This window comes from Paraburkholderia fungorum, assembly GCF_046026025.1.
GTDB lineage: Bacteria > Pseudomonadota > Gammaproteobacteria > Burkholderiales > Burkholderiaceae > Paraburkholderia > Paraburkholderia fungorum_E.
In genome coordinates this window covers 32,576-45,315 of sequence record NZ_JAQQFL010000026.1, presented here as the reverse complement: position 1 = coordinate 45,315, position 12,740 = coordinate 32,576, and the positions used below count along the sequence as shown (strand labels likewise).

Below are 12,740 nucleotides of genomic sequence, written 5' to 3'. Positions count from 1 at the left end.
GGCGTTCTTATTTAGCGCCATCAGCCAGGCTCGCACGTCTCGCGCGTAATGTCGAAATGCTGCTTGAGTCCTTCCCAGCCGAGCGCTGTGACCGTCACTGACCGGGCAGTGGGCGACTTGCGCAGCCAGCCCCACGCAAGGAAGGCGTCCATCAACCGGGCGCCCAACGGTCCCGCGACGTGATACTGCCGCTCGGTCCAGTCAAGGCATTGGCGCGCCTGGTCGGCCTGGTCGAATGCCGGACCGCTCGTATCGACGCCGAGTTGCTGCAGCCACACGCAACCGGACGCGGTGAGTGCGTATTGGCGTTCGCCCGCCTCGACGATGAAATCCCGCGTGAGCATGCTTTGCGTCACCGCGATGCTGACCTGGCCCGCGAGGTGGTCGTAACAGCAGCGCGCGAAACGCAGCGCCTGCGCAGGTCGATTCGGCGTGTTGCGCCAGGCCGGGGTGACCGGCCCGACCGACGCGAGGCTTTCAAGTATGTGCGAAACGTGTGCGCCGGCGAGCCGGTAATAGCGATGCCGGCCCTTGCTTTCCACGCTCAGCAAGCCGCCGTCGAGGAGCTTGGCGAGGTGCGAACTGGCGGTTTGTGCGGTGACGCCGGCCGCTCGCGCAAGCGCGCCGGCCGACATGGCGCTGCCGTCGGCCAGTGTGATCAGCATCACCGAGCGAACCGGCTCGGCGATCAGATGCGCAACGCTCGAAATATTGTGCTGGCCCATTGATTTGCAGCGTCCTTCATGAATGCGCGGCGTTTGATGCCTGATGTCTGTCGGCGGATGAAACACCGTTCGTTTGTCCAGCGTTGGCTCGTTGCCCGATTGGTCGGCTGTCCGGTCCAATACTTCGACACAGCCCGAAGCATTCTCTGTGCGAGGCGCCCTATAGTCAACGGCGAACCGATCACCAGGGGCGGGAACTTTTGAACAATGAACGTGAATATCAGAAACGGGTATTGATCGCGACGAGCCTTAGCTACGTCATCGTCATACTCGATACATCGATCGTCAACGTCGCGCTGGAGCCGATTGCCGCCAGTTTGCGCTCGGATATCAGCGGCCTGCAATGGGTGGTCAACGCCTATACGCTGACCTTTGCCGGTTTGCTGCTGAGCGGTGGCGCACTGGGTGACCGGGTGGGAGCCAAGACCGTCTATCTCGCCGGATTGCTGATATTCGCCTGCGCGTCGGCGTTATGCGGATTGGCGCCGGATCTGCAGGTTCTGGTGGCCGCCCGGATCGCGCAGGGCGTCGGCGCGGCCTTGCTGGTCCCGTGTTCCCTGACGTTGATCAATCGGGCTTTTCCGGTCGCGCGGCAGCGCGCCAGCGCGATCGGCGTATGGGCCGGATGCGGCGGCATCGCGATGGCGGCCGGACCGCTCGCCGGTGGTCTGCTGATTCATCTGTTCGGCTGGCGAAGCATTTTTCTGGTGAATGTGCCGATCGCACTGCTCGGCGCGTGGCTGACCACGCGCGTCGACTCAGTCCGTCCGGACGCTGCGCCCAGGTCGATGGATATCGCCGGTCAGATGCTCGCTATCGTGGCGCTCGGCGCGTCGGTCGCCGTGTTGATCGAAGGCGCGAAGCTCGGCTGGCACGCGGGCGCAATACGTGCGGGCCCCGTGGTTGCACACGTCGCGTGGATTGGGTTCGTGCTGGTCGAGACCCGACGCAAACAGCCGATGCTGCCTTTACACTTCTTTCGCAGTCCGGTGTTTTCTGCCTCGGCGTTTGCTTCGTCGATTTCGGGTCTGGTGTTCTACGGCTTGTTTTTCCTGCTGAGTCTGTATTTCCAGTCCGCTCGTGGATGGTCGCCGTTGCAGACGGGTCTGGCATTTTTGCCGTTAACCGTCATGGTGACGATCGGCAGCTTCGCCTCCGGCACATTAAACCGGGCGTATGGCGCGCAACGGCTCGTTTGCGGCGGCTTCCTGCTGTATGCACTAGGATTCGCCGGACTCGTCGCGCCCGCGGACAACGCGCCGTATTGGCGTATCGCGCTCTGCTTTCCGGCTGTCGGTTTCGGGGCCGGGGTGATTACACCGGCAGCGACCGCTGCCTTGATGGCGGCGGTGGACAAGGCGCGTGCCGGTGTCGCGGCGGGTGTGCTCAACGCGAGCCGGCAGACGGGTTCCGCATTTGGCGTCGCGATCTTTGGCGCGCTGATGAGCGCGATCCAGCCGCTCGACACCGGGATTCGCGTGGCCGTCTATCTGGCGATCGGCTTGTCGCTGCTGGCCGCGCTGGTCTGGGGTGTCGCATTGGCCGTGGCGACGCGTTATGCGGGTAGCGATGCCTGCTGAGCCGGCCTGACCAACAGGCGCGGCCATCAACGAACTCCACGCTTCATGAATGGGGAGTCTGGTGCGCCAGTCACGGCTGGCACCATCGAAAGGACGCCGCTGGCACTACGCGGGCGTTCGGAATACTGCGACCATGCTGGCCCTTTCCTGAAGCTGTCGTCGTGCGCGAAACGTAGCAATCGATTTGACCTTCGATTCTCCGTCTATTGCGAACGAACGACTCATGAATGTTGCCGATACCCCCTCCATACTGGGATGTCTCGCGCTGGTGACCCTGGTGGCGGGCATGGCAAAAGGTCTGACCGGGTTCGGCGGCGCGCTTGTCATGGCGCCGTTGTTCGGGTTACTGATTCCCGCGCCCGAAGCCGGTGTGCTGATCGTCCTGATCCATTTCGCGACCTCGCTGCAAGGCGTGCGCAGTTGGGCCAGCGCGGTGCGCTGGCGCACGGTGATCCCCCTCGCGCTGGTCGCCATGGCTTGCACGGCAGTCACGACCCTGTGGATGGCGAGCGAGAACGCGGTGGCGCTGCGCCGGCTCGTCGCCCTTGCCGTTCTGGCCTCCACCGTGATGCACATGAGGGGCTGGCGCTGGCTTCACGATAGCGGCTGGCGGCCGACCTTCACAGCGGGCGCAATGAGCGGCGCGCTGACCGCGCTGGGCGGCATTGGCGGTCCGCCGGCCGTCTACTATCTCAACGGCATCGGCCACGGTGCCGGGCTGCGCGCCAATCTTCTCGCTTATTTCGCGGTGCTCTATGTGGGTGTGGTGGCCCTTTTTGTGGCCGAGCATCAGGTTCACACGCCTCAGCTCGGTTCGCTGCTGCTGCTCGTGCCGGTGTTCGTGCTCGGGGTCTGCGCAGGGGAGCGTCTGGGCCGGCGCGTGCCGGTGCGCCGGGTCGAGCATCTCGTGAGCGCTTTGCTGCTGTGTTCCGGACTGGTCGCCCTGGTCACTTAACGGCATGCAATGGCATGTAACGGCGCGTAAAAAAACCCCTGAAAACGACCTTGCCACAGGGGTATGAGCGGGTGCAATGTCCGCTCACGGTCCGCTTTCGTGTGGACCAGGCGATTTATTGCCGCTGGTACTAGCCAGTTGCATTTTCGGCCACCGATACTGAAATCATTGTAATCGTCTGCCAGGACCGTCGTGCCGCATCCGCTCGCCGCAGACCCGCGCCACCCGGTCCGCCCCGCCAATGACCGGGGGATTCGGCAGAGGTGATTTCATGGATTACAAAAAAGCAGACGGAGACTTCATGCTCAAGTTCTTGATTGGGATCGGCATCCCCTATATCGGCGTGATCGGCCTGCTGCCCTGGGTCGCGTCAGTCGATCGATTCGTGCTGGGCGTACCGTTCATTTATGCGTGGATCTTCGCGTGGTTCGTCCTGACGTCGCTCTGCCTGCAGGTTTGCTGGCGGCTGTTCGATCGTCGCGCGGACGATGCAGATCCGCAAACTCACTGAAGCAGCAGGAGAGCCCGGATGTCCACCGTTGTCTTTCTCGGTTTGATCCTCTTCTCGCTGTATCTGGCGATACGGTCCAAAAAAGGGCATGGCGCGCAAAGCGTTCATGACTTCTTTGTCGCGTCCCGTCAGTTTGGCGCGTATCTGGTCTTTTTCCTCGCCGCGGGCGAAATCTACAGCATTGGCACGATGGTCGGCTTTCCCGGCGGCATCTACGCCAAAGGGCCCACGTATGGGGTCTGGTTTCTGGGCTACATCCTGCTGGCCTATCCCGTCGGCTATTTCATCGGACCGAAGATCTGGGAGGCCGGCAAACGCTATAACGCCATTACGCTGCCCGACCTGTTCAAAGGCCATTTCGGCAGCCGCGCGCTGGAGCTGATCGTCGCCGGATCGGCGATTCTGTTCCTGTTGCCGTGGGGGGAATTGCAATTCACCGGGCTCGTTGCTGCGTTCAAGGGGCTTGGATGGAACTTCCAGCCGTTCTATCTGATTCTGATCTCCGCGGCACTGGCCTTTACCTACATCGCCATTTCCGGCGTGCGGGCCTCGGCGTACATCGCGATTCTGAAAGACGTGCTGATGGTCGTGGCGATTGTGATAACCGGGATTGCGGTCGCGTGGCAATCCGGCGTCACGGAAGTCTTTCACACCGCGAGCTTGCACGTCAGCAACAGTATGAACGCCAGCCAGCTGACGTTTTCGATGAGCACCATGCTGTTCCAGTCGTTAGGGTTCTACGTGATGCCGTTCGCCGTGCAGGTTTTCTTCACGGCCACCAGCCCGAACACGATCCGGCGCACGCAGGTGGCGATGCCGTTGTACATGCTGATGTATCCGTTTCTGGTGATTGCTTCGTACTATGCGATCAGTCAGAACCTGCACCTCGGCTCGCCGAATGAGGCATTCTTTGCGGCGGCGATCCGGTTGCTGCCGGGCTGGCTGTTGGGTCTGGTTGCAGCGGGTGCCTCGCTATCCGGTCTGCTAGTGCTGACAGGGATCTGTCTTGCCATCGGCCCGATCGTGACGCGCAATCTGTTGCCGAAGATGCCCGAGAACAAGCAGAAAGCCACCGCGAAAACAGTGATCGTGATCTACCTGCTGGTCTCGATCGTGATGACGCTGATGACGCCGAATCTGATGCTCACGCTGATCAATACCGCGTACTACGGCGTGACCCAGTTTTTCCCGGGCGTGATGGTGATTCTGTTTTCGCTGCGCGTCAAACCGGCGGCCATTGCAACCGGTATTCTGACTGGCCAGATACTCGCGATCATCCTGTACATGCTTCATGCCGATCTCGGTGGATTCAACCTGGGCCTGCTGTGTCTCGTGATCAATATCGCGGTGACCGCCGTATTGAACCATGGCTGGAAGCGCAAACCGGTTCATGCGCTGTCCTGATCGTTCGGTTTGCATCCTGAATCAGAGAAAATCTATTTATGAATTCGAGTGAACGAGGTCCCATCACTGTTTTCGTCGCCAGAAAGATTCTGACGATGAATCCGGCCCAGCCGCATGCCACGCATGTTGCCGTGCGCGACGGCAGAATTCTTTCCGTCGGCAATCTGGAGGAAGTCAGCCGCTGGGGCGAGGTCGAGATCGTCGACACGTTCCAGGACAAGGTGCTGATGCCGGGTCTTGTCGAAGGGCATTGTCATCTGATGGAAGGCGCCATGTGGGACGCCGTATATCTCGGCTACTACGACCGGCGCGGTCCCGACGGCACATTGTGGCGAGGGCTCAGAACGCTGGACGAGGTGATCGCGCGGCTCGCGGATGCGCAACGCACGATGACGGACGCGGCGGCGCCATTGCTCGCGTGGGGCTTCGATCCGATTTTCTTCGGCGCGAGCCGCCTGTCGGTCAAGGAACTCGATACCGTTTCGCTCAGCCGGCCCATCGTCGTGCTGCACGCGAGTGTGCACCTGATGAACGTCAATTCCGCCATGCTGGCGCTTGCCGGTATCGATGAGAACACCGACATCGACGGCATCGACAAGGGTGAAGACGGCCAGCCGAGCGGCGAACTGCAGGAATTCGCCGCCATGTTCCCCGTGTACGAGGTGATCGGCAGCCAGCTTTCCATCGCGGCGAGCGAGAAGACAGCGGCCATCTGGAATTTCGGCAAGGTCGCGCAACTCGCCGGCGTGACCACGGCGACGGACCTGGTCAACGATCTGTCGGCGCTGGGCAATCGCAACCTGCGCGAAGTCACGGCCGATCCGCAGTATCCGGTCCGGATCGTGCCCGCGTTTGCGCCACAGCGAAGCCCCGATGGCGGCGTCGAGAAAGTGCTGTCGGCGATCCGGGACAGCACGGAAAAATTGACGTTCGGCCCGGTCAAGTTCATCGTCGATGGATCGATTCAGGGCTTCACCGCGCGGCTGAAGTGGCCGGGTTATGTCGGCGGCCAGCCGAACGGATTGTGGCTGATTCCGCCCAGCCAGTTGGAGGCGGTGTTCACGCCGTTTCACCGCGCTGGGCTGCAACTCCATATTCACACCAACGGCGACGAGGCCACCGAGGTCGTATTGAACGCCGTCGAGAAGATGCTCGACGCCTGTCCGCGCAGCGATCACCGCCACACGTTGCAGCACTGTCAGATGGCCGACGCGAGCCAGTTGGCGCGTGCGGCGAAACTCGGCATGTGCATCAACTTTTTCTCCAACCACATCTACTACTGGGGCGACGCCCACTACGCGCAAACCATGGGCCCCGACCGGGCGAACCGCATGAATGCGGCGGGGTCGGCCCGGCGTCTGGGCATTCCGTTTGCTTTTCATTCGGATGCGCCGATCACCCAGTTGAGCCCGCTGTTCACCGCATGGTGCGCGGTGCAGCGCAAGACTGCCAGCGGCCGTGTGCTCGGCGAGAGCGAGCGCATTCCCGTGGCGGACGCCTTGCGCGCGATCACGCTGGGTGCGGCCTATACGCTCAAGATGGACCATCTGATCGGCAGCATCGAGGTTGGCAAATTCGCGGACTTCGCCGTGCTGGCGGAGGACCCGGGCGAGGTCGCCGCCGAGCGGCTGAAAGATGTCGAAGTGTGGGGCACGGTGCTGGGCGGCCGTGTGTTCCAGTCGCCGGAAAAATGAACGGCACTGCGAAGGACACCGCCGCGTCGAGCGTCCGGCCGCTAATTGCGCCAATTGCGCCGATTGCGCTGGTGGTGCTCGGCGGTTATCTGGGAGCGGGAAAAACCACCTTGCTCAACCATGTGCTGTCGATGGCGGGGCAGCGCAAGGTGGCCGTGCTGGTCAACGATTTCGGCGATATCAATATCGATGCTGCGCTGATCCGCGAGCGCACGGACGATGTCATCAATCTGGAGAACGGCTGCATCTGCTGCTCTATTGGCGGCCGTCTCGTCGATGCGCTCGTGAAAATCGGCGCGCGGCCCGAACGTCCCGAGCTGTTGATCATCGAAGCCAGCGGCGTTTCCGATCCCGTGAAGATCGCGCAGATCGGCCTGCTCGACCGGGCATTCAGGCTGGTTGGGATCATCGTTGCGGTGGATGCCGAGCGCATCGGCGCAACCTTGCTCGACCCGTACGTCGGCGACATTGTGCGCCGGCAGATCGCGGGCGCAACGGCCCTCGTGCTCACCAAGACCGACCTCGTGACGGAGCAGGAGAAGACCACGGTAACGGAAGCGATGTTGGCGCTCGCAACCACGTCCATCCTGCTCGAGTCGGTCAATGGACAGATCCCGCCGGCGTTGATCTTCGACGCGAGTGTGGCGCCTCGCCGTCGCGCGGGTGAGATCGGTGTGACGAAGGCGGGCGCTTCGAATCTGCATCCGGATATCTGCAGTTTTTCCTTCAGGTCGGACTTTGCGCTGGACAGCAAGAAACTCAGGGCTGCGCTTCGCAGCCTGTCCTCAACGCTGCTGCGAGCGAAGGGTATTGTCTGGCTGGATCAGGAGACCTCGGCGCAAGAACTTCATGTGGCAGGCGGCCGCATTCTCATCACGCCATTTGCGGGTCATGCAGCGGCCGAATCGACGCTCGTTCTGATTGGCCGCTTCACCGACGAAGACGAGCGCGCGATCAAGCGTTGCCTCGAAAGCACGCGTGCGCTGAACTAGCGTCCAGTTCTCGTCAGCGTGCCGCGCGCATCGCACTCATCGCGCGAACCGTAGCCCATACACCAAACACACCAACGGCCTGAATCCGACAACGCGGTTCGCGGCCAGTCAACCCGCGTCTTCCCCACCACGCACTGCACCAGGCGAAACCAGCGCACTGGCCCTACCGTCGCGCCGACACCAAACTTACACTTTTCCTTAACAGATCGCCGCTCAGGCGACCTCACGTGCTTCACCTAATTCACCAAGCAGGAGACATGAATGGCCACAACAGAAACGTCCGCGGCGAAGGTCAGCGCGGACACACTCGCCGCATTTTCCGCTGCGTTCAATCGTCACGATGCGAACGCGCTGATGGATTTCATGACCGAAGACTGCGTGTTCGACGCCGCCGGCGGAAGCGAAGTGTATGGTGCGCGTTTCGTCGGCCGCGACGCCGTGCGCGCGGCGTTCGAAACGGTCTTCAAGACTTTCCCGGATGCGCATTGGGGCGACGGACGTCATTACGTTATCGGCGAGCGTGGCGTGTCCGAGTGGCTGTTCACGGGCACGCACGCGGAAGGCTGGCGCATCGAAGCGGAAGGCTGCGATCTGTTCGAGTTCCGCGATGGCCTGATTGCGGTCAAGCGCGCGTTCCGCAAGGAACGTCCGAAGCAGAACGTTTGACGCCGACGAGGAGCTTCATCATGGAGCAAAGTGTCATCACACGAGTCGGCGAAGGTCTGTCCGCAGGGCGGGACGGTGCGGCACAGTATGACCCGCGCTACGACCCGCTGGTCTCGCCGGGGCCGGGGCACGGCAAGCAATACGCCCCCACGTACTGGGCCGCGACCGCCGGCACGCCGCCGCCCGACGATGGTCCGATCACGAAAGATATCGACGTGGACGTGGCGATCATCGGCGCAGGGTATACGGGGCTCGCGACGGCACTCTGTCTCGCGCGTGAGCATGGCATCAAGGCGGTGGTGCTCGAGGCCAACAAAACCAGTTGGGGTTGCAGCAGCCGCAACGGTGGCCAAGGGCAGAATGCGTCAGGGCGTCTGTCGCGTTCGCAATGGATCGAGCGTTGGGGTAAAGACGTCGCGCTGAAAATGCACGACGAGATCCAGGAAGGCTTCGACAACTTCAAGTCGCTGGTGGCGGAAATCGATTGCGATCCGCAACCAGGCGGGCACTTTCTGATTGCGCACCGGCCGCGCATGATGGCCAAACTCGCCGCCGAAGCCAAAGTCTGGAAAGACGTGTTTGGCTACCCGTCCGAACTGATCGACCAGGCCACGTTCCGCCGCGAATATGTCAACGATTCCGAGGCGGCCGGCGCGCTGCACGAACCCGAAGGCATCGGCATCCACGCGCTGAAGCTCGCGTACGGCTATCAGAGGCTGGCGCGCGAAGCGGGCGCACGGGTTCATCCGTCGAGCCCGGTGACCGGCTGGGAAACCGTGAACGGCATTCATCATCTGCGCACGCCGGGCGGCATCGTGCGGGCCCGCTCCGTGGGTATCGCGACCGGCGCGTACACGGCGCCGAATCTGCATCCTTCGCTGACGAGCCGCGTCATGCCGATCCTGTCGAATTCGATGGTGACGCGTCCGCTCACGCAGCAGGAAATCGCCGCCTGCAATTTTCGAACGACGCAGGTGCTTACCGATACACGCACCTTGCGGTTCTACTATCGCTTCCTGCCGGACAACCGGCTGCAGATCGGCAGCCGCAGCGCGATCACCGGCGCGGATGCACCGAATGTGCGTCACTACGAGTTGCTCATTGAAGGAATGGGTCGCAAGTTTCCGGCGTTGCGTGGTATCCAGATCGACTATTCATGGTGGGGCTGGGTGGATGTGAGCCACGACATGATGCCGCGCGTGTGTCAGCCCGACCCGAGGCAGTCGGTGTTTTACGCACTAGGCTACGGCGGCAACGGTGTGTCATATTCGCAGCAGGCGGGGCGTCGCCTCGCCGAACGGATCGCGGGTAAAGGGGCGAAGCAGACGCTGCCGATCTTCACTTCGCCATTGCCCGGCCATCCGTTCGCGCCGTTCCGTCGCATCGGCCAACGGATGCTCTATCAGTTGTACTTCCGGCGCGACGAGAAACCTTGAACGCGCTCTGCGTGCCGCGCGATCCGCGGCACGTCATTCGCCCGTCGCCGCGCCATACGTGCGCGGCGCGGGGCTGCGCAGCCAGGCTGGTCCGTGCGTTAAGTCAGAACAATAAACACGATGCAGCGAGGCGCCCACGCGCCCTCGCGCGATCCGAATTGACGGCGCTCAGGTTCCGGGAATGCACGCAAGCGCGCACCTATACGCATATCGGCGCGCAGGCAGTCCCGCACAACTAGCGCCGGCATCAACAGGATGTGGAGGTGACATGCAAATATCGAATCGAAGTGAACTGAAGACCGGCCTCAAAGAGCGCCATATGACCATGATCGCGCTAGGCGGCGTGATCGGTGCGGGCCTGTTTGTCGGCAGCGGCGTCGTGGTCCAGCAGGCAGGCCCCGCAGCGGTGCTGTCGTTTCTGATTACCGGCGGACTGATCGTGCTCGTCATGCGCATGCTCGGAGAAATGGCCTGTGCCATGCCGGCGGTGGGCTCGTTCTACGAATATGCGCGCCTCGCCTTCGCCGGCAAGCGCGGGCCGGGCAAACTGGCCGGCTTTCTGACCGGCTGGATGTACTGGTACTTCTGGGTCATCGTCGTGGCCGTCGAAGCGGTGGCCGGCGCGAAACTGGTGCAGTTCTGGCTGCCCGATATGCCGGCGTGGGCGATCAGTCTGGTGTTGCTGGTCGTGTTGACGGCGACCAATCTGATTTCGGTGGGCAGCTACGGGGAATTCGAGTTCTGGTTCGCCTCCATCAAGGTGGCGGCGATCGTCGTATTTCTGTTCCTCGGCGCGCTCTATGTGCTGGGTCTGTGGCCCGCGTCGATGCACACCACGGCGGTGATGCCGACACTGCTTTCGCACGGCGGCCTGATGCCGAAGGGTATCGGGCCGGTGTTGAGCGGCGCCGTTGCGGCGACGGGTTTTTACTTCGGTGCGGAGATCGTCACGATCGCCGCCGCCGAAGCGCATGAGCCGGTCAAGGCGGTCGCCAAAGCGACCAATTCGGTGATTACGCGTGTGCTGATTTTCTATGTCGGTTCGATCATGCTCGTGGTGGCGCTGGTGCCCTGGAATTCGCCGGGCATGGCCACGCCGTATGTGAGCGCGCTCGACGCGATGGGCATCCCGGCCGCCGCTAACGTCATGAATGCGATCGTGCTGACGGCGGTATTGTCCGCGCTCAATTCCGGTCTGTACGCGGCGTCGCGGATGATGTTTGCGCTGACCCGCCACGGCGACGCGCCGGCTGCGCTCGCCAAAGTCAATCGCCGCGGCGTTCCGGTTCGCGCGATCCTGGTCGGCACGTTGTTCGGCTATGTGTCGGTCGTCATGTCTTACGTATCGCCGGACACGGTGTTCGCATTTCTTGTCAATTCATACGGCACGGTGGCCATCTTCGTCTACGTGCTGATCGCCGTTTCGCAACTGAAGCTGCGTGCGCGACTCGAGCGCGAGGCGCCGGAGATGCTGCGCGTGCGGATGTGGTGCTATCCGTATCTGACCTGTTTCGCGATCGTCGGCATGATCGGCATTCTGGTGGCCATGGCGTTCATACCGGACCAGCGCACGCCGTTGTGGCTCGGTGTGGTGAGTCTCGGCGTGCTGCTCGTGGCGTATGTATGGCGGGCCCGGAAAAGGGGCGCCGTGTCGACCGAACCGGAATTCGTGGAGTATCGGCCCCGTACTCATTGAGGCCTGTCTGACGCGCGTTGTTTGATGATGTGCGATGGGGCGGCGACCCGTTCGAGATCGCCGCTGCAACCTGCCAGGGCGCAGGTCGGCTTGGTCAGCGGCGCAGCCTCGCTATTTCGACACCGCCACGGCCGCCGCTGTGGCCGGTTGAAGCAGCGGTCCGATGCGCAGCGCGATCTCCTTGAGCTTCGGCACCGCTTTCAACAGGTCCTCCAGACTGGCACGCGCCGTGGGGGCATGGACGGCCAACGCCGCGAGCACATGGCCGTCCTCGGCGTGGCGCACCGGCACCGCGACCGCCACCATGCCGCGCACGAACTCCTCGTTGTCGACCCCGATGCCGCGCATGGCGAGGCGGTCAAGCTCGGCTTCCAGCAGATCGATATCGGTCAGCGTGCGGTACGTCATCGATTTGAGCGGCAGCCGCCGGATCACGAGCGCGCGCTCGGCGGGCGCCATCTGCGAAAGAAACAGCTTGCCGCTGGCGGTGCAATGCAGCGGGACGCGCGTGCCCGGTTGCAGATGCAGACGCAAGGGTTCGCTGGTCTCCACGCGCTCGACGTACAGCACGGTATCGCCGTCGAGCACGGTGAGATTGCAGGTCTCGCCGAGCGACTCCACGAGGGTGCGCAGCAACGAACGGCACGCCCGGGTGAACGTACTGTTCGCGAGTGTGGTCAGGGCGAGCTGGGCGGCGCGCGGCCCGAGCGCAATGGCGCGATCGGCCCCACGCGAATCCGGCATGTGCGTGACGTAACCGCGTGCTTCGAGCGACTCGATCAGACGCATCAAGGTCGCCTTCGGAATCTGCAGACGTGAGGACAACTGGGAGAGTGACGACGGTTGTCCGGCCGACGCAAGTTGTTCCAGCACGCTGAGCGCGCGCAGCACGCGGGTGTCGTCGGCGGGCTCTTGAGCGGGTGAGGGGAGATGCGGGGTGTCTCTCATTGTCCTTCCCGGGGCGGATGAAGGTGAATGCAGTCCGAACGGATCAGTGACAACCCGGATGAACGCGTGCGGACAGTTTGAATAGTGAAACGAAAAAGTTGGTTTTCGTACCGGATTAACCAATCCTAACCGG

Annotated in this window: 11 protein-coding genes; 9 read left to right on the top strand and 2 right to left on the bottom strand. The window is 62.7% G+C overall.

Annotation, left to right across the window (positions count from 1 at the left end):
- Positions 1 to 20: 20 nt before the first annotated feature.
- Positions 21 to 725, bottom strand: coding sequence for an ArsR/SmtB family transcription factor (locus PQR67_RS25385; protein WP_408465285.1), 705 nt, complete (start codon positions 723 to 725; stop codon positions 21 to 23).
- Between the two features lie 200 nt (positions 726 to 925).
- On the opposite strand from PQR67_RS25385, the gene PQR67_RS25380 reads away from it, so the two are divergent.
- The 9 genes from PQR67_RS25380 to PQR67_RS25340 all read left to right on the top strand — a co-directional run bounded on the left by PQR67_RS25380 (position 926) and on the right by PQR67_RS25340 (position 11,659).
- Positions 926 to 2,305 (top strand): MFS transporter, encoded by a 1,380-nt coding sequence (locus tag PQR67_RS25380; protein WP_408465283.1) that lies wholly within the window; start codon positions 926 to 928, stop codon positions 2,303 to 2,305.
- Positions 2,306 to 2,528: 223 nt separating this feature from the next.
- Positions 2,529 to 3,260 carry a sulfite exporter TauE/SafE family protein gene (locus PQR67_RS25375; protein WP_408465281.1) on the top strand — a complete coding sequence of 244 codons (732 nt, stop codon included), beginning with the start codon at positions 2,529 to 2,531 and terminating at the stop codon, positions 3,258 to 3,260.
- Between the two features lie 301 nt (positions 3,261 to 3,561).
- On the top strand, positions 3,562 to 3,771 hold the full coding sequence (locus PQR67_RS25370) for a DUF3311 domain-containing protein (protein WP_172170407.1): 210 nt from the start codon (positions 3,562 to 3,564) through the stop codon (positions 3,769 to 3,771).
- An 18-nt stretch (positions 3,772 to 3,789) separates the two neighbouring features.
- On the top strand, positions 3,790 to 5,175 hold the full coding sequence (locus PQR67_RS25365; protein WP_408465279.1) for a sodium:solute symporter family protein: 1,386 nt from the start codon (positions 3,790 to 3,792) through the stop codon (positions 5,173 to 5,175).
- A 38-nt stretch (positions 5,176 to 5,213) separates the two neighbouring features.
- Positions 5,214 to 6,869 (top strand): amidohydrolase, encoded by a 1,656-nt coding sequence (locus PQR67_RS25360; RefSeq protein ID WP_408465277.1) that lies wholly within the window; start codon positions 5,214 to 5,216, stop codon positions 6,867 to 6,869.
- Positions 6,866 to 7,861: a CobW family GTP-binding protein gene (locus PQR67_RS25355; RefSeq protein ID WP_408465275.1), complete on the top strand. Its 996-nt coding sequence runs from the start codon at positions 6,866 to 6,868 to the stop codon at positions 7,859 to 7,861. The genes PQR67_RS25360 and PQR67_RS25355 overlap by 4 nt, the downstream gene beginning before the upstream one ends.
- Positions 7,862 to 8,122: 261 nt before the next feature.
- A complete protein-coding gene (locus PQR67_RS25350) occupies positions 8,123 to 8,527 on the top strand; it encodes a nuclear transport factor 2 family protein (protein ID WP_408465273.1) in 405 nt (134 codons plus the stop codon).
- Positions 8,528 to 8,547: 20 nt separating this feature from the next.
- A complete protein-coding gene (locus PQR67_RS25345) occupies positions 8,548 to 9,963 on the top strand; it encodes an NAD(P)/FAD-dependent oxidoreductase (RefSeq protein ID WP_408465271.1) in 1,416 nt (471 codons plus the stop codon).
- A gap of 268 nt (positions 9,964 to 10,231) precedes the next feature.
- Positions 10,232 to 11,659, top strand: a complete 1,428-nt coding sequence (locus PQR67_RS25340; protein ID WP_408465269.1) for an amino acid permease — start codon at positions 10,232 to 10,234, stop codon at positions 11,657 to 11,659.
- A 111-nt stretch (positions 11,660 to 11,770) separates the two neighbouring features.
- Here the strand turns inward: PQR67_RS25340 and PQR67_RS25335 are convergent, their stop codons facing one another.
- Positions 11,771 to 12,607: an IclR family transcriptional regulator gene (locus tag PQR67_RS25335; protein WP_408465267.1), complete on the bottom strand. Its 837-nt coding sequence runs from the start codon at positions 12,605 to 12,607 to the stop codon at positions 11,771 to 11,773.
- Positions 12,608 to 12,740 lie beyond the last annotated feature (133 nt).

Coding starts and splice junctions, on each gene's coding strand:
- PQR67_RS25375 (WP_408465281.1), top strand. CDS start 2,529: ATGAATGTTGCCGATACCCCCTCCATACTGGGATGTCTCGCGCTGGTG.
- PQR67_RS25370 (WP_172170407.1), top strand. CDS start 3,562: ATGCTCAAGTTCTTGATTGGGATCGGCATCCCCTATATCGGCGTGATC.
- PQR67_RS25340 (WP_408465269.1), top strand. CDS start 10,232: ATGCAAATATCGAATCGAAGTGAACTGAAGACCGGCCTCAAAGAGCGC.
- PQR67_RS25350 (WP_408465273.1), top strand. CDS start 8,123: ATGGCCACAACAGAAACGTCCGCGGCGAAGGTCAGCGCGGACACACTC.
- PQR67_RS25355 (WP_408465275.1), top strand. CDS start 6,866: ATGAACGGCACTGCGAAGGACACCGCCGCGTCGAGCGTCCGGCCGCTA.
- PQR67_RS25360 (WP_408465277.1), top strand. CDS start 5,214: ATGAATTCGAGTGAACGAGGTCCCATCACTGTTTTCGTCGCCAGAAAG.
- PQR67_RS25345 (WP_408465271.1), top strand. CDS start 8,548: ATGGAGCAAAGTGTCATCACACGAGTCGGCGAAGGTCTGTCCGCAGGG.
- PQR67_RS25335 (WP_408465267.1), bottom strand. CDS start 12,607: ATGAGAGACACCCCGCATCTCCCCTCACCCGCTCAAGAGCCCGCCGAC.
- PQR67_RS25385 (WP_408465285.1), bottom strand. CDS start 725: ATGGGCCAGCACAATATTTCGAGCGTTGCGCATCTGATCGCCGAGCCG.
- PQR67_RS25365 (WP_408465279.1), top strand. CDS start 3,790: ATGTCCACCGTTGTCTTTCTCGGTTTGATCCTCTTCTCGCTGTATCTG.